Origin of the sequence: Pseudorhodoferax aquiterrae (assembly GCF_014652235.1) — a bacterium.
GTDB lineage: Bacteria > Pseudomonadota > Gammaproteobacteria > Burkholderiales > Burkholderiaceae_C > Pseudorhodoferax > Pseudorhodoferax aquiterrae.
Genome location: NZ_BMYK01000004.1, coordinates 480,001 through 496,645 on the forward strand (window position 1 = coordinate 480,001; position 16,645 = coordinate 496,645).

12 protein-coding genes are annotated in these 16,645 nt (G+C 71.7%); 5 read left to right on the forward strand and 7 right to left on the reverse strand.

Features of this window, described 5'->3' with window-relative positions; all coding sequences use genetic code 11:
- Positions 1-9: 9 nt before the first annotated feature.
- From IE209_RS10190 to IE209_RS10205, 4 genes are read left to right on the forward strand one after another with little or no spacing between them, the layout of a single operon-like run.
- Positions 10-4,029 (forward strand): YhdP family protein, encoded by a 4,020-nt coding sequence (locus IE209_RS10190; protein WP_189686824.1) that lies wholly within the window; start codon positions 10-12, stop codon positions 4,027-4,029.
- Positions 4,026-4,838, forward strand: a complete 813-nt coding sequence (locus IE209_RS10195) for a carbon-nitrogen hydrolase family protein (protein ID WP_189686825.1) — start codon at positions 4,026-4,028, stop codon at positions 4,836-4,838. Before IE209_RS10190 ends, IE209_RS10195 begins: the two co-directional genes overlap by 4 nt.
- Positions 4,835-6,931: a two-component system sensor histidine kinase NtrB gene (locus tag IE209_RS10200; protein WP_229882785.1), complete on the forward strand. Its 2,097-nt coding sequence runs from the start codon at positions 4,835-4,837 to the stop codon at positions 6,929-6,931. The genes IE209_RS10195 and IE209_RS10200 overlap by 4 nt, the downstream gene beginning before the upstream one ends.
- Positions 6,918-7,544, forward strand: coding sequence for a response regulator transcription factor (locus IE209_RS10205; protein WP_189686826.1), 627 nt, complete (start codon positions 6,918-6,920; stop codon positions 7,542-7,544). Before IE209_RS10200 ends, IE209_RS10205 begins: the two co-directional genes overlap by 14 nt.
- Positions 7,545-7,758: 214 nt before the next feature.
- Here IE209_RS10205 and IE209_RS10210 read toward each other — a convergent pair whose 3' ends face one another.
- Both IE209_RS10210 and IE209_RS34190 read right to left on the reverse strand, forming a co-directional pair.
- Entirely contained in the window at positions 7,759-9,588 is a 1,830-nt protein-coding gene (locus tag IE209_RS10210) for an ABC transporter ATP-binding protein (RefSeq protein WP_189686879.1), read from the reverse strand.
- 68 nt (positions 9,589-9,656) lie between these two features.
- Positions 9,657-9,791, reverse strand: coding sequence for a hypothetical protein (locus IE209_RS34190; protein ID WP_268245958.1), 135 nt, complete (start codon positions 9,789-9,791; stop codon positions 9,657-9,659).
- Here IE209_RS34190 and mltA point away from each other — a divergent pair.
- The gene (mltA, locus tag IE209_RS10215; RefSeq protein WP_229882786.1) at positions 9,739-10,983 is read left to right on the forward strand and encodes a murein transglycosylase A; all 1,245 of its coding nucleotides are present in this window, start codon (positions 9,739-9,741) and stop codon (positions 10,981-10,983) included. The genes IE209_RS34190 and mltA overlap by 53 nt on opposite strands.
- On the opposite strand, the gene IE209_RS10220 is transcribed toward mltA, so the two are convergent.
- The 5 genes from IE209_RS10220 to badH form a co-directional block, all read right to left on the reverse strand.
- Positions 10,970-11,944: a Bug family tripartite tricarboxylate transporter substrate binding protein gene (locus IE209_RS10220; protein WP_189686828.1), complete on the reverse strand. Its 975-nt coding sequence runs from the start codon at positions 11,942-11,944 to the stop codon at positions 10,970-10,972. The two genes, mltA and IE209_RS10220, sit on opposite strands and share 14 nt — an antisense overlap.
- Positions 11,945-11,971: 27 nt before the next feature.
- Positions 11,972-13,615 (reverse strand): cyclohexanecarboxylate-CoA ligase, encoded by a 1,644-nt coding sequence (aliA, locus tag IE209_RS10225; RefSeq protein ID WP_189686829.1) that lies wholly within the window; start codon positions 13,613-13,615, stop codon positions 11,972-11,974.
- Between the two features lie 27 nt (positions 13,616-13,642).
- Positions 13,643-14,794, reverse strand: a complete 1,152-nt coding sequence (gene aliB, locus IE209_RS10230; protein WP_189686830.1) for a cyclohexanecarboxyl-CoA dehydrogenase — start codon at positions 14,792-14,794, stop codon at positions 13,643-13,645.
- Positions 14,795-14,949: 155 nt separating this feature from the next.
- Positions 14,950-15,732 carry a 2-ketocyclohexanecarboxyl-CoA hydrolase gene (gene badI / locus IE209_RS10235; protein WP_189686831.1) on the reverse strand — a complete coding sequence of 261 codons (783 nt, stop codon included), beginning with the start codon at positions 15,730-15,732 and terminating at the stop codon, positions 14,950-14,952.
- Between the two features lie 29 nt (positions 15,733-15,761).
- The gene (badH, locus tag IE209_RS10240; RefSeq protein WP_189686832.1) at positions 15,762-16,529 is read right to left on the reverse strand and encodes a 2-hydroxycyclohexanecarboxyl-CoA dehydrogenase; all 768 of its coding nucleotides are present in this window, start codon (positions 16,527-16,529) and stop codon (positions 15,762-15,764) included.
- Between the last annotated feature and the right edge of the window lie 116 nt (positions 16,530-16,645).

The following is a 16,645-nucleotide window of genomic DNA, read 5'->3' on the forward strand; positions in this document are numbered from 1 at the left end:
TAGCTTGCAATGACTGTTCCGACGCCACGACCTTCACGCCTGCTCAGGCTGGCGGCCGTCCTGGCGCCCTGGGTGCTGGGTCTGGTTCTGTGCGTGTGGGTGGTCGTTGGCCTCGCCTGGGGGGCGTTGCACGGCTGGATTGTGCCGCGTATCGGCGAATTCCGTCCGCAGCTCGAAGCGGCCGCCAGCCGCGCGCTCGGCGCCGAGGTGCGCATCGGCGCCATCACGGCCAGTTCCGGCCGCATCCTGCCCAGTTTCGAGCTCGCCGACGTGGTGCTGCGCGACACCCAGGGCCGTGAAGGCCTGCGTCTGGCAAGGGTTTCTGCCTTGCTGTCGCCGCGCTCGCTGGTGCGCTTGGGCTTCGAGCAGCTCGTGGTCGACGGGCCGGTGCTGGATCTGCGCCGCAGCGCCGACGGACGCCTGCTGGTGGCGGGCATCCCCCTGTCCGAAGGGGCGGGCGGCAGCAGTCCTGCCGCCGACTGGGTCTTCTCGCAGCGCGAATTGGCCGTGCGCCAGGCCACTGTGCGCTGGACCGACGAGCGCGCCGGCCTGCCCACGGTGGAGCTGGCCGATGCCGACCTCGTCATCCGCAACGGCGCGCGCGGCCACCGCATCCGTTTCGATGCCACGCCGCCCGCGGACTGGGGCCAGCGCTTCAGCCTGCGCGCGGCCATGCGCCAGTCGCTGCTGAACCCGCGACGCGGCAACTGGCGCGAATGGGATGGGCCGGTCTACGCCGAGTTTCCGCAGCTCGATCTCGCGCAGCTGCGCGCCCAGCTGCCACCCGGCGTGGCGCGCGACGTGGAACTGCTGGCCGGCCGCGGCAGCCTCGCGGCCTGGATCGATGTCGTGCATGGCGAGGTCATGGGTGGGCAGCTGGACGTGGCCCTGGCCGACGCCAGCGCGCGCCTGGGACCGGGCCTGGCGCCGCTGGCGCTCACGCAGTTGCAGGGGCGCATCCGCGGCCGGCAGCTGGCCAGCGGCATGGAGCTGCAGACGCGGCAGCTGCGCTTTGCCACGGCCGAGGGCGCGCAATGGCCGCAGGGCGATGTGTTCCTGAGCTACATGCGCGGCGAAAGCCGGGTGCCGGGCCAGGGCGAACTGCGCGTGGACCGCATCGACCTGGCGGCGCTGGCCGAAATCGCCGGCCGCCTGCCGCTGGCGCCCGCATGGCAGAGCGAGCTGCAGGCGCTGGCGCCGCGCGGGCGCATCGAGCAGCTGCAGGCGCATTGGACCGGGCGCATCGAGGCGCCGGCCAGCTACCGCGCGCAGGGCCAGGTGCAGGACCTGGCGCTGGCCGCCGGCGCGCCCGGGCCGCGCCAGCCCGACCTGCACTACCCCATGGGCCGGCCTGGCGTCGAAGGCCTGTCGGCGGACTTCCAACTGACCGAGGGCGGCGGCGAGGCCCGCCTGGCGCTGGCCGACGGCGTGCTGGAGTTCCCCGGCGTGTTCGAGGAGGCCCGCGTGCCCATGGCCCAGCTCGACGGCCTGGTGCGCTGGCAGCATGTGGGCGCGCGCCTGGCGGTGCAGGTGCCCGAACTGCAGTTCGCCAATGCCGACGCCGCCGGCCAGCTGCAGGCGCGCTGGGAGAGCCAGGCCGATGCGCCCACCGACGGCGCGCCGCAGGGGCCCGGCACGCTCGCACTGGAAGGCAGGCTCACGCGCGCCGACGGCACGCGTGTGCACCGCTACCTGCCGCTGGCCGTGGGCGACGACGCCCGCCACTACGTGCGCGATGCCGTGCAGCGCGGCCGCGCCAGCAGCGTGCAGTTCAAGGTGCGCGGCGAACTCGACCACTTTCCCTACAAGGATCCCAAGCTCGGCGAGTTCTACATCGCCGCCGAGGTCGAGGACGTGCAGTACGCCTACGTGCCGCCGCGCCTGCAGGACGCAGGCGAACTGCCCTGGCCGATGCTGACCGGCCTGGCCGGCCGGCTCGTGTTCGACCGCAACGGCATGCAGGTGCGCAACGCGCGCGGCCAGCTGGCCGGCGCCGGCGGCTTCGCCTTGGCCAAAGCCGAGGCCGAGATCCCCGATTTCGCACACCCCGAGGTGGCCGTGCGGGCCGAGGGCCGTGGCCCGCTCGCGGGCATGCTGGCGGCCGTGGCCGCCTCGCCGTTGGCGCAGATGACCGAGGGCGCGCTGGCACAGGCCCAGGGCAGCGGCGCGGCCGACCTCAAGCTGCAGCTGGCCCTGCCGCTGGAGCGGCTGCAGGCCAGCCGCGTGCAGGGCAGCGTGGTGCTGGCCGGCAACGACATCCAGCTCAAGCCCGGCACGCCGCAGCTGGCGCGCACGCGCGGCACCGTGGCCTTCAGCGAGACCGGCTTCGGCCTGGCCGGCGTACAGACCACCGTGCTGGGTGGCGAGACCCGCGTGGACGGCGGCCTGCAGAACGGTGCGCTGGCCCTGCGTGCCCAGGGCACGGCCACGGCCGAGGGCCTGCGCCAGGCCGGCGAGCCCGGCGCACTGGCCCGGCTGGCCCAGCGCGCCAGCGGCAGCGCCGCCTACACCGCAGCCCTCACGCGCGCCGCCGATGGTGCGCTGGCCTTCACGCTGGAGAGCGCGCTGCAAGGCCTGGCGCTGGACCTGCCCGCACCGCTGGGAAAGCCGGCCGATGCCGCGCTGCCGCTGCGCGTGGCGCTCGCGCCCCAGCAGGCGCACCGGCAGGACCTGCTCACGCTGGGCCTGGGCAGCGTGCTGCAGGCGCGCTTCGAGCGCGACACCGCGGGCGCCACCCCGCGCGTGCTGCGTGGCAGCATCGGCCTGGGCCTGCCGGAAGGCGAGGCCGCCACGCTGCCGGCGCAGGGCGTGGCCATCGACCTGCGGCTCGACGACGTGGCGCTGGAATCCTGGCAGGCGCTGTCCGGCGTGATCGGCGAGGGCCAGACCGGCATCGGCGTGGAGGCCGGCTACCTGCCCGACCGCTTCGCGCTGCGTGCCAGGGAGCTGCGCTGGGGCAGCCGCCGCCTGCACCAGCTGGTGCTGGACGGCGCGCGTGAAGGCAGCACCTGGCGCGCCCGCATCGACGCGCGCGAACTGGCCGGCCAGCTCGAGTACCGCCAGGGCACGGGCAGCCAGCCCGGCAACGTGCACGCGCGGCTGCAACGCCTCGTGATCGCCGCCGGCGAGGAGGAGGAAGTCACCACGCTGCTGGACGAGCAGCCCTCCAGCGTGCCGGCGCTGGACATCGTGGTGGACGACTTCGAACTGCGCGGCAAGAAGCTCGGCCGGCTCGAGGTGAATGCCGTGAACCAGGGTGCGGAGTGGCAGTTGCACAAGCTGGCCCTGCGCCTGCCCGAGGCGCGCTTCGAGGCCTCGGGCCAATGGGGTGCGCGCAGCACGGGCGGCGCCGGGCGCCGCACGGCCATGGACTTCAAGCTCGCGATCGACGATGCCGGCGCACTGCTGGCGCGCCTGGGCATGGCCGGCGTGTTCCGCCGCGGCCAGGGCGAGCTCGACGGCACGGTGGCCTGGGACGGCTCGCCGCTGGCGCTGGACTATCCCAGCATGGCCGGCAAGCTGCACCTGGACGTGCGCGACGGCCAGTTCCTCAAGGCCGACGCCGGGGTGGCGCGGCTGCTCGGCGTGCTGAGCCTGCAGGCCCTGCCGCGCCGGCTCACGCTGGACTTCCGCGACCTGTTCAGCGAGGGCTTCGCGTTCGACTTCGTGCGCGGCGACGCCCAGATCGCGCGCGGCGTGGTCAGCTCCAACAACCTGCAGATGAAGGGCGTCAATGCCGCCGTGCTCATGGACGGCCGCGCCGACATCGCCCGGGAAACGCAGGACCTGCGCGTGGTGGTGGTGCCCGAGATCAACGCCGGCACGGCCTCGCTGGTGGCCTCGGTGATCAACCCGGCCATCGGCTTGGGTACCTTCCTCGCACAATGGGTGCTGCGCCGCCCGCTCATGGAAGCGGCCACGCAGCAATTCCACATCGATGGGACCTGGAGCGAGCCGCGCATCGAGCGCGTCGCGCGCAGCGCGAGCGCCCAGGCAGAGGACAGCGACAAGAAGGGAGCCGTGCGATGAAGCTGGCCGCATTGCAGATGGTCTCGGGCATGGACCTGCACGAGAACCTGGCCGCCGCGCGCGGCCTGCTCGAAGAAGCCGCCGCAGCCGGTGCCGAACTCGCCGTGCTGCCCGAGTACTTCTGCCTGCTCGGCGCGCGCGACACCGACAAGCTCGCGATCCAGGAGCCCTTTGGCGCAGGGCCCATCCAGGACTTCCTGGCACGCGCCGCGCGTGAGCTCGGCCTGTGGATCGTCGGCGGCACGCTGCCGATCACGGCGGGCGGCGAGCGCGTGCGCAACACCGCGCTGGTGTTCGATCCAGAGGGCGCCTGCGTGGCGCGCTACGACAAGATCCACCTGTTCCGCTTCGACAACGGCAGCGAGCGCTTCGACGAGGCGCGCGTGCTCGAGCGCGGCAGCGATCCCGTGCTGTTCACGCTCACCGCACGCGACGGCCGGGCCTGGCGCGTGGGCCTGTCGGTCTGCTACGACCTGCGCTTTCCCGAGCTCTACCGCAGCTACGCCGCCCAGGGCGCCGAGCTGCTGCTGGTTCCCAGCGCCTTCACGCACACCACGGGCCAGGCGCACTGGGCCACGCTGCTGCGTGCGCGCGCCATCGAGAACCTGGCCTATGTGCTGGCGCCGGCCCAGGGCGGGCTGCATGCCAACGGCCGGCGCACCTGGGGCCACAGCATGCTGGTCGACCCCTGGGGCACCGTGCTGGCCGAGCAGGCCGAAGGCCAGGCCTGCGTGCTGGGCGCGCTGGAGGCCGAACGGCTGGCGCAGGCGCGCCGCCAGCTGCCCGCGCTGGAGCACCGGCTGCTGTGACCACGCTGGCGGTGCCCGCGCTGCTGCGCCGCTGGGCGCAGTTCATCCAGCGGCGCTGGTCGCTGTGGTCGCTGCTCATCCTGCTGGTGGTGGGCCTGCTGGGCACGCTGGTCTGGCTGGCCGGCCGCTACGAGGCCACCCAGGTGCAGGGCAAGGTCGAGCGCGACACGGCCGACGCGGTGGCCGACATCCGCGCCGGCCTGCTGCGCAACGTGCAGAGCCTGCAAGCCCTGCACGCGGCCGACCCGCTGCACGAGGACTGGGGCCGGCGCGCGGCCGAGCTGCTGCGCGAGCGCCGCGAGATCATGCGGCTGGAATGGCGCAGCGCCGGGCAGCGCCTGCTGGGCGAGGCCGATACCCCGTACCGCGCGCCGGTGTTCAGCCTGCTGCCGCGCCAGGACACGCTGGGTGACGTGACGCTGAACTGCGCGACGGCGCGGCGCCTGAACGGTCCGGCCTATTCGGCGAGCTACTACCTGCCGCAACCCGATGGCCGCGGCATGGAGGTCATGGACCTGTGCCTGCCGCTGCAGGCCGATGGCCGCGTGACCGGCTACGTGCTGGCCACCTACGCGCTGCAGGACATCCTGGCCGAGTTCCTGGGCCGCCAGCTGCCGCACTACCAGGAGGCTTCGTTCATCGAGGCCGACGGCACGCGGCTGGCGCTGCACGGCGCCACGCGCCGCGGCGCGCGCGTGTTCACGGCGCAGCAGCTGCTGGACCTGCCCGGCAACCCCATCCTGCTGCGCCTGGCCAGCTGGCGCGCCGCGCCGGACCTGCTGCCCAACGTGATGACCGCGCTGGTCACGGGCATGTCGATCGCGCTGGTGTCGGTGCTCATGCTGCTGGCCAAGGACATGCGCCGGCGCCAGCGTGCCGAGCGCGACCTGGCCGATGCGCTGGCCTTTCGCAAGGCCATGGAGGATTCGCTGCTGACCGGCCTGCGCGCGCGCGACCTGGACGGCCGCATCACCTACGTCAACCCGGCCTTCTGCAGCATGGTGGGCTATTCGCCCGAAGAGCTGTGGGGCAAATCGGCGCCTGCACCCTACTGGCCGCCCGAGCTGATCGGCGAGTACGAGCAGCGCCAGGCCATCCGGCTGGCCGGCAAGATGCCGCCGCGCGAAGGCTATGAGTCGGTGTTCCAGCACAAGGACGGCACCCGCTTTCCCGTGCTCATCATCGAGGCGCCGCTGATCAACGCCCAGGGCGTGCAGACCGGCTGGATGAGCGCCTTCCTGGATATCAGCGAGCAGCGGCGCGTGGAAGAACTCTCGCGCGCGAGCCAGGAGCGGCTGCAGGCCACTGCGCGGCTGGCCACCGTGGGCGAGATGGCATCGCTGCTGAGCCATGAGCTGAACCAGCCGCTGGCCGCCATCTCCAGCTATGCCACCGGCGCGCTGAACATGCTCGCGCACGAGCCGGCCTCGGCCGCCGACATGGCCATGGCCATGCGCCGCATCGCCGAGCAGGCCGAGCGCGCCGGCCGCGTGATCAAGAGCGTGCACGACTTCGTGCGGCGCCGCGACGAGGCGCACGAGGCCGTGCCGCCGCAGGCCCTGCTGGAGGCGATCTGGCCGCTCGTGAGCCTGCAGGCGCGCAAGCTCGCGGTGCGCGTGCGCACCGAACTCGCGCCGGGGCTGCCACGCGTGCACTGCGACCGCACCATGGTCGAGCAGGTGCTGCTGAACCTGGCCCGCAACGGCATGCAGGCCATGGACGGCACGCCCGTGGCCCAGCGCGAACTGCTGCTGCGCGTGGCCCCGGCCGGCACGCGTGCGGGCGCCACGCGGCCGCAGGGCTGGCTGGAGTTCAGCGTGGCCGATTGCGGCGGCGGCATCGCGCCCGAGGTGGCAGCGCGCCTGTTCACGCCCTTCTTCACGACCAAGGCCGAAGGCATGGGCCTGGGCCTGTCGCTGTGCCGCACCGTGGTGGAGCAGCACGGCGGCTCCATGGTCTACGAGGCGCGCGAGCCGCGCGGCACCGTGTTCCGCTTCACGCTGCCGACCGAGGCCGCCGATTCCGAACCCCCCACCGATCCCATGCCGCTGCGCCCCGCGGCCGTGGCGGAGACATCGCATGCAAATCCCTAAAGACGCCCTGGTCCACATCGTCGACGACGATGCCGGCGTGCGCGACGCGCTGTCCTGGCTGCTGCGCTCGCGCCGGCTGCTCAGCGAAGGCTTCGACAGCGCCGAAGCCTTCGACGCCCGGCTGCAGGCCGGCTTCGTGCCGACGCAGGCCAGCTGCCTGCTGCTGGACGTGCGCATGCCCGGCATGAGCGGGCTGGAGCTGTTCGACCAGCTCGTCGCGCGCGGCCTGCACCAGGCGCTGCCCGTGATCTTCCTGACCGGCCACGCCGACGTGCCGACCGCCGTGGACGCCGTCAAGCGCGGCGCCTTCGACTTTTGCGAGAAGCCGTTCTCCGACAACGCGCTGGTCGACCGCATCGAGCAGGCCCTGGTGCAGTCGGCGCGCGTGCTGCAGGCCCGCCAGCACGAGACGCTGCTGCGCACGCGCCTGACCGAACTGACCGAGCGCGAGCGCGACGTGATGCGCCTGGTGGTCGAGGGCATGCCCAACAAGCTCATCGCCGACCAGCTGGAGATCAGCGTGCGCACGGTGGAGGTGCACCGTGCGCGCGTGTTCGACAAGATGGAGGTCAAATCGGCCGTCGAACTGGCGAACCTGCTGCGTGGACTCTGAACGTCTCTGGCGGTCCTACAACGGGCGCCGACGGGCGCCGACAGCGGCCACGCGGCCGACCCATCATGCTGAGGCTGTCTTCAACACAACAGCCCATACACCATGAACTCCGTCATCTACATCGTTGGCCTGGTCGTCGTCGTCATCGCCGTTCTGTCGTTCTTCGGCCTGCGTTGAGACTGCGCCGGGAGACGCCCGTCTCCCGGCTGCTCCCTCATTCTTCGCCGAGGAAGCCGCCGCTCTGGTGCGCCCAGAGGCGCGCGTACAGGCCGTCCCGGGCCAGCAGCTCGCGGTGCGAGCCTTCCTCGACCACCCGCCCACCGTCCAGGACGATCAGCCGGTCCATGGCCGCGATGGTCGACAGGCGGTGCGCGATGGCGATCACGGTCTTGCCCTCCATGAGCCGGTTCAGGCTCTGCTGGATGGCCGCTTCCACTTCCGAATCGAGCGCGCTGGTGGCCTCGTCCAGCAGCAGGATGGGCGCGTTCTTGAGCATCACGCGCGCGATCGCCACACGCTGGCGCTGGCCACCCGAGAGCTTCACACCGCGCTCGCCCACATGCGCTGCAAGTCCCCTGCGGCCCTGCAGGTCCGTCAGCTGGTCGATGAAGCCTGAAGCTTCTGCACGTTCTGCCGCCGCGCGGATCTGCGCTTCGGTGGCGTCCGGCAGGCCGTAGGCGATGTTGTCGGCCAGCGAGCGGTGCAGGAGGCTGGTGTCCTGCGTGACCATGCCGATCTGGGCGCGCAGCGAGTCCTGCGTGACCTGGGCGATGTCCTGCCCGTCCACCAGCACGCGGCCGCCGGCCACGTCGTGAAAGCGCAGCAGCAGGTTGACCAGCGTGCTCTTGCCCGCGCCCGAGCGGCCCACCAGGCCGATGCGCTCGCCGGGGCGCACCGTGAGGTTCAGGTGCTCGATCACGGCGGGCTTGTCCGGCCCGTAGCGGAAGCTCACGTCCTCGAAGCGCACCTCGCCCCGCGTCACCTGCAGCGTCCGGGCGCCCGGCGCATCGACCACGGTGCGTGGCCGGCTCAGTGTGTTGATGCCGTCCTGCACCGTGCCCACGGCCTCGAACAGGCTGGTCATCTCCCACATGATCCATTGCGACATGCCCTGCAGCCGCAGCGCCATCGCGATCGAGGCTGCCACCGCGCCCACGCCGACCTCGCCGCGCGACCACAGCCACAGCGACATGCCGGCCATGCCGGCCACCAGCCCCATGGACAGGGTGTGGTTGACGATCTCGAAGCCGCTGACCAGGCGCATCTGCCGGTAGCCCGTGACGATGAAGTCCTGCATCGCGCTGCGCGCCACCTGGGCCTCGCGCTGGGTGTGCGAGAACAGCTTGACCGTCATGATGTTGGTGTACGCGTCGGTGATGCGGCCGACCATGGCCGAGCGCGCATCGGCCTGGGCCTTGCCCACGCGGCCCAGGCGGGGCACGAAGTAGGTGGCGGCCAGGATGTAGAGCAGCAGCCAGATGACGAAGGGCCAGATCAGCCCGCCCGCGAACACGCCGGCCAGCACCGCGATGGTGGCGACGTAGATGCCCATGGTCACCACCACGTCGGCCAGCACGAACAGCGTGTCGCGCACCGCCAGCGCGGTCTGCATGACCTTGGTCGTGATGCGGCCGGCGAACTCGTCCTGGTAGAAGGCCATGCTCTGGCCCAGCATCAGGCGGTGGAAGTTCCAGCGCAGGCGCATGGGCAGGTTGATGGCCAGCACCTGGTGCTTGACGATGGTCTGCAGCGCCACCACCAGCACGCTGGCGGCCAGCGCCGCGCCCAGCCAGAGCAGCGCGCCGCCGCGTTCGGCCCACAGCTGCGCGGGCTGCACGCCGGCCAGCCAGTCGATCACGCGGCCGAGGAAGGCGAACATCAGCGCGTCGAAAGCGGCCATCGCGGCCGTCAGCAGCGCCAGCCAGGCCACCTTGCCGCGCAAGCCGTCGGTGCAGGCCCACAGGAAGGCGAAGAAGCCCTTGGGCGGCAGGGCCGGCTCGGCGGCAGGGTAGGGGGAAAGAAGTTTCTCGAAGTAGCGGAACAGCAAGGCAGGGGTCTCCGGGGCGCCGGAGACTGTAGCCGCCCTGCGTGTCGCGGGCTGGCGTGGGGACTTCAGCCCTGCGGATCGTCCGGCTTGCGCTCAGTCTGCGGCAGCTCGCCCTTGTCCCGGCCCGAGAACATGGTCCACCAGACGATGCCCACCAGCAGCAAAAGGGCTGCGAGGGCTTCGAGCAAAATCAGGACCATGAAGCGACTCTCCTGGTGGGTGGTGGGCGCGGCGATTGTAGGAACGCTCGTCGCCTGCTCCAGCAAGCCCCCACGGCCCGAACCCCCAAGCCAGCCCCCGCCAGCGGCCACCCCGGCGCCGACCTGGCCGCCCCTGCCACCGGTCGCCGACTGGCCCGGCGACACCGCGCCCCTGCCCGCACCCATCCTGCGCGGGCGCAGCCAATGGATTCCGGTGCGCTGGAACGAACTGCCCGGCGTGGGCCAGGACGCATTGCACGAAGCCTGGAACGCGTGGATGCGCAGCTGCGAGCGCCCGGGCAGCACCTGGGCCCAGCTCTGTGCCGAGGTGCGGCGCCTGTCCATCGCCACGCTCGAGGAGCAGCGCGCCTGGATGATCGCGCGGCTGCAGCCCTACCGCATCCAGCCCCTGCCGGGCCAGCCCCCCAGCGAGGGACTGCTGACCAGCTACTACGAGCCCATGTTCGATGCGGCGCGCCAGCCCAGCGCGGCCTTCCCCGTGCCGCTGTACCAGCCGCCGGCCTCGCTGGCCCAGCGCCGGCCCTGGTACACGCGCCAGGAGATGGAGACGCTGCCGCAGGCCCAGGCCGAACTCGCGGGCCGCGAGATCGCCTGGCTGGCCGACCCGGTCGACGCGCTGGTGTTGCAGATCCAGGGCTCGGGCCGGTTGCGCGTGACCGAGCCCGACGGCAGCCAGAAACTCGTGCGCCTGGCCTATGCCGGCACCAACGACCAACCCTACAAGAGCGTGGGCCGCTGGCTGCTGGACCAGGGCGCGATCCGCGATGCTACCTGGCCGGGCATCAAGGCCTGGACCCTCCAGAACCCCGGCCGCGTGCGCGACATGCTGTGGGCCAACCCGCGCATGGTGTTCTTCCGCGAAGAGCCGCTGCCGCCCTTCGATGCGGCCTTCGGCCCGCGCGGCGCCCAGGGCGTGGCGCTCACGCCGGGCCGCTCGATCGCGGTGGACCCGCAGAGCATCCCTTACGGCACGCCGGTCTGGCTGGCCTCGCAGGGGCCGGTCACCACGCTGGCGCGGCTCGTGCTCGCGCAGGACACGGGCAGCGCCATCGTCGGCGCCGTGCGGGCCGACTACTTCGCGGGCTGGGGGCCGGAGGCGGGCGATTTCGCGGGGCGGCTCAAGCAGCCGTTGAAGATGTGGGCGCTGTGGCCACGCACTACTCCACCGTGATCCCCTGCGCCTTGATCAACGTCTCCAGCTGCCTGCCCTCGCGCTGCAGCAGCGCACGGAACTCAGCCGTCTCCATCGCCAGCGGCTCGGCTCCCAGGTCGCCGTAGCGTTTGGCCAACGCGGGCTGGGCCAGCGCGCGGGCCAGCTCCTTGTTCATGCGCGCGAGGATCTCGGGCGGCGTGCCGTTGGGCGCCCACAGGCCGAACCAGATGTCCAGGTCGGCGCCGGCCACACCCTGTTCGCCGACCGTGGGCACGTCGGGGAAGAACGGCGAGCGCTTGGCGCTGACCACGCCCAGCAGCTTGACCTTGCCGCTGCGGATGTGCGGGAACGCGATGCCAGGGTCGCACACGAAGTCGGCCTGGCCCGACAGCACGTCCTGCAGCGCGGGCGCCGCACCGCGGTAGGGGATGTGCGTGACGAAGGTCTGGCTGGCGGCCTTGAACATCTCGCAGGCCAGGTGCGGCGGCGTGCCGGTTCCCGCAGACGCATAGGACAGCTTGCCGGGCTGGGCCTTGGCCAGCGCCACGAGTTCGCGCACGTCCTTCGCCGCGATCTGCGGCTTGGCCACCAGGTACATCTGCGTCTTGCCGATGCTGCCCACGGGCGCGAGGTCGCGCGAAGGCAGCAGCGGGGACTTGAACAGCCAGGGGTTGGCGGTCTCCACCGAGGTCGGCGCGATCAGGAAGGTGTGGCCGTCGGGCGCGGCGCGCACCACCTCGGCTGCGGCGATGTTGCCGCTGGCGCCGGGCTTGTTGTCGATGACGACGGTCTGGCCGATGGCCTCGCCGACCGACTGCGCGACGATGCGCGCCATCACGTCGGTGCTGCCGCCCGGCGCGAAGCCGACGACGATGCGCACGGGTTTGGCGGGCCAGGCCGGCGCCTGCGCCCACACGCTGCCGGCCAGGGCCAGGCATGCGGCGGCCAGCGCGCCGCGGCGCGCGATCTTCTTGTCCATGGTTGTCTCCTCGGGTCGTTGTGGGAATCAGGCGGTCGCGTGCTGCACGATCTCGCGCAGCTTGAACTTCTGGATCTTTCCGGAGGGCGTGGCCGGCATGGCGTCGAGCACGAGCAGCTTCTCGGGCGCGTACTGCACGGCCACCTGCTCGGCCTTCAGGAAGCGCACGATCTCGGGCAGGTCGATGCTCTGGCCGGGCTTGGGCACCACCACCGCGCAGGCGCGCTCGCCCAGGCGTTCGTCCGGGTAGGCCACCACGGCCACCTGCAGCACGGCCGGGTGCTTGTAGAGCAGCGATTCGACCTCGAACACCGGGATGTTCTCGCCGCCGCGGATGATCACGTCCTTGCTGCGGCCGCTGATGCGGATGTAGCCGTCGGCGTCCATGCGCGCGAGGTCGCCGGTGTCGAACCAGCCCTGCTCGTCGGTGCCGTTCAGGTGCGGGCGCTTGAGGTAGCCGCCGAAGTTCGACGCGGCGCGCACCAGCAGCCGGCCGGATTCGCCGCGCGGCAGCTCGGTGCCGTCGAAGTCCACCACCTTGAGTTCCACACCGGGCAGGGGGCAGCCGTCGGTCGTGGTGGCAAGTTCGTCGGGGTCGTCCAGCCGGATCAGCGTCACGGCGCCGTTCTCGCTCATGCCCCAGGCCGAGACGATCTTGGTGCCCAGCGTCTCGCGCGCCTGCTGCACCAGCGGCCCGGGGATGGGCGCGCCCGCGCACAGGAAGGTGCGCAGGCTGGGCACGGCCAGGCCGCTCTCGCGCACGCTGCGCGTGAGGTCGGTCAGGAAGGGCGTGGACGCCATCGTGAACGTGGCGCCCTCGGCGCGGATGGCCTGCACCGCGCGCGCCGGGTCCCAGACGTCCTGCAGCACGGCCGGGCACTGCAGCAGGATGGGCATGACCAGGCCATACATGAAGCCGGTCTGGTGCGCCATGGGCGAGGCCATGAACACCGTGTCGGCGCTGGACAGGCCCAGCCGTTCGGCGTAGGGCCGGATGTTGGCCAGCAGCGTGTTGGCGCTGTGCAGCACGCCCTTGGGCTCGCCCGTCGTGCCCGAGGTGTAGATGAGTTGCACGATGTCGTCCGGCCCCGGGCGGCTCTTGTGCAGGATGTCCTCGGCGTCGCGCTCGTGCTCCCAGGCGGGGCCGGACAGCAGCGTCTCGAAGTCGTCGGCGCCGCCGCTGCCGACCACCACCACGTGCTGCAGCGTGGGCAGTTCGGCCTGCAGGGCGCGCGCCATGGCCGCATGGTCGAAGCCGCGGAACTGCGCGGGCACGACGAAGACCTTGGCCTCGCCGTGGCCCAGCATGAAGCGCAGCTCGCGCTCGCGGAAGATCGGCATCATCGGGTTGATCACGGCGCCCAGCCGCGCGCAGGCCAGCGTGAGCAGCGCGAACTGCCACCAGTTGGGCAGCTGCATCGCGACCACGTCGTTGCGACCCACGCCCAGGCGTGCGAGGCCCACGGCGATGCGGTCGGCCATGGCGGCCAGTGCGCGGTAGGTGAAGCGCCGCGGCTCGGCCGCGTCGCTGCGCAGCGCGGTCAGCGCCACGCGCTCGGGGCAGGCCTGCACCGCGGCATCCAGCAGGTCGTTGAGGGTCTGGTCGCTCCAGTGGCCCTGCGCCACGCTGGCGGCACGCCGCGGTGGCAGCAGGACGGCATCGAATTCCATGGGGTGTCTCCTCTGCGTCGTTGTCGTTCAGTTCGGTACGGCCTGCCGGCCGGCGCGGGCGCGGGCGATGATGGTCTTCATGATCTGGGCCGTGCCGTCGCCGATCTGAAAGCCCAGCACGTCGCGCAGGCGCTGTTCCATGGGCCCGCGGTCGTAGCCGCCGTGGCCGAAGGACAGCAGGCACTGGTGCACCACGTCGTAGGCCAGCTTGGGCGCCCACCACTTGCACATGGCCGCCTCGGCGCTGTGCGGCAGGCCCTTGTCTTTCAGCCACAGCGCCTGCAGGCACAGCAACCGCGCGGCCTCGACCTGGGTGTCGCCGTCCGCCAGCGGGTGCGAGACGCCCTGGAAGGCCGAGAGCGGCTTGCCGAAGGCCTCGCGCTCGGCCGCGTAGGCCCAGGTCTCCTCCAGCGCCACACGTGCCACCGCCAGCACCTGCAGGCCGATCAACGCGCGCGAGTAGTCAAAGCCCTGCATGACCTGCACGAAGCCCTTGTTCTCCTCCCCCAGCCGGTGGTCCACCGGCACGCGCACGTTCTCGAAGAACAGCGCGCCGCGGCCGATGGCGCGCTGGCCGTGGCAGTCGAAGCGGTTGCGCGTGATGCCGGGCAGGTCCATGGGCACGAGCAGCGCGGTCACGCCATGGGCCTGCGATTCCACGCTGCCGGTGCGGCCGAAGACCACGGCCGCGTCGCACTGGTCGGCCGCCGAGATCGAGGTCTTCTCGCCGTTCAGCACGTAGTGGTCGCCGACGCGCTCCACGCGCAGCCGCAGGTTGGCCGCGTCCGAGCCGCCGCGCGGCTCGGTCAGCGCGATGGCCAGCAGCGCCTCGCCGCGCGTGAGCCGGCGCAGCCAGGGCGCGGCCACGTCGGGCAGGCCGTGCTGCGACAGGATCTGCCCGTTCAGCGAAGCCAGCAGGTTGATGTAGCTGATGGACAGGTCGGCCCGCGCGATCTCTTCGTGGACCACACCGGCCGCCAGCGCGCCCAGGCCCTGGCCGCCCTGGGCCTCCGGCAGCTCGGGCGCGATGAAGCCCATCTCGCCCATCTCGCGCATGAGCGCGCGGTCGAGCACGCGCGTGCGGTCGCGTTCCTGGAAGCCGGGCGCCACGCGGTCCGTCGCGAAGCGGCGCGCCTGCTCGGCAATGGCCGCCAGATCCTCGTCGATGTAGGGGTTCATTCTGGATGTCTCCTGACAAACATGGGGTGAATGGCGCCGCCTTGCGCATGCCGCGACCCGGCCCAGCGGCCGCCGCGGAACCGGCTCTGCCGGGCTGCTGGCGGCGCCCCCGGAAGGGGGTTGGCGGAGCGCGCAGCGCGCAGACTGGGGGAGAGCTATTTCGCGTACTTGCGGAAGTCGGGCTTGCGCTTGTCCTTCAGTGCAGCGACACCCTCGCGCGACTCTTCGGTGTCGTAGTACAGCTTGAGTGCATACATGCCCATGCCCGCGATGCCGGCCTGGTGGGCGGTGTCCATGTTGAAGCTGCGCTTGGCGATCGCAATCGCCGTGGGGCTGCGCTCGCAGATGGTCTCGGCCCACTCCTGCACCGTGGCGTCCAGCTGCTCGTGCGGCACGCAGACGTTGGCCAGGCCCATGGCCACGGCCTCCTGGCCGGAGTAGCGCTTGTTGAGGTACCAGATCTCGCGCGCCTTCTTCTCGCCCACCACGCGGGCCAGGAAGGCCGTGCCGTAGCCAGGGTCGACCGAGCCCATCTTGGGGCCGACCTGGCCCATGATGGCCTTCTCCGAGACGATGGTCAGGTCGCAGATGGTGGCCAGCACGTTGCCGCCGCCGATGGCGTAGCCCTGCACGCGCGCGATCACGGGCTTGGGCACGTCGCGGATGGCGGTGTGCAACTCCTCCATGGGCAGGCCGATGGTGCCGCGGCCGTCGTAGTTGCCGTCGTGGGCCGACTGGTCGCCGCCCGTGCAGAAGGCCTTGTCGCCGGCGCCGGCCAGCACGATGCAGCCCACGGCCTTGTCGTAGCCGGCCTTGTTCAGCGCGCGGATCAGCTCGTCGCAGGTGGTGCCGCGGAAGGCGTTCATCTTCTCGGGCCGGTTGATCGTGATCCAGGCCACGCCGTTGCGGACCTCGTACAGGATGTCTTCGAAGTTCATGGGATGTCTCCTTGGGTCGGGGGAAAGGTTCAGCCGTGCATGGTCAGCCCGCCCGAGACGGAGACCACCTGCCCGGTCACGAAGCCGGCGTCGTCGCTGGCGAAGAAGGCGATGGCGCCGGCCAGGTCGTCGGGCTGGCCCAGGCGCCCCAGCGGAATCGCGCTGCGGAAGGCCTCGAGCAGCTTGGCCGGGTCGCGCGCGCCTTCGGCCACGCCGGCCAGCAGCGCGGTGTCGGTCGGGCCGGGGCAGACCACGTTGACCGTGATGCCCTGGCGCGCGTGCTCGCGTGCCAGCGTCTTGGACAGCGCCACCAGTCCGCCCTTGCAGGCCGAGTACACGGCCTCGCCCGAGGAGCCGCCGCGCGCCGCGTCGGATGCCACGTTGACGATGCGGCCGCTGCGCCGCTCGGCCATGCTGGGCAGCACCGCATGCAGCATGTGCAACGCCCCGGTCAGGTTGATGGCGATCAGCCGTTCCCACTCGGCCGGCACGGTCTTCACGAAGGGCTTGAACACGTCCCAGCCCGCGTTGTTGACCAGCACGTCGACGGGCCCCAAGGCCTCCTCGGTGGCGGCGACGGCCTGGTCCACGCTGGCGCGGTCGGTGATGTCGCAGCGCAGGGCCTGGGCCGTTCCTCCTGCCGCACGGATCTGTGCGGCGACCTGCTCGGCCGCCGCCTGGTTCAGGTCGAACACCGCCACCTTGGCGCCCTCCGATGCGAGGCGCCGGCAGGTCGCCCCGCCGATGCCGCCGCCGCCGCCCGTCACCACCACCACCTTGTTCTCGAGTCCTCGCATCGCACCGCTCCTTGGGTTGCCGGGTGCCGCCTTGCTATCGTCGTGGCAAGGCATTGCCCGGATCAGAAATATAGGTAAATATGTTGACTCAATTGTGGGTCGACTGGTGCCGCAAT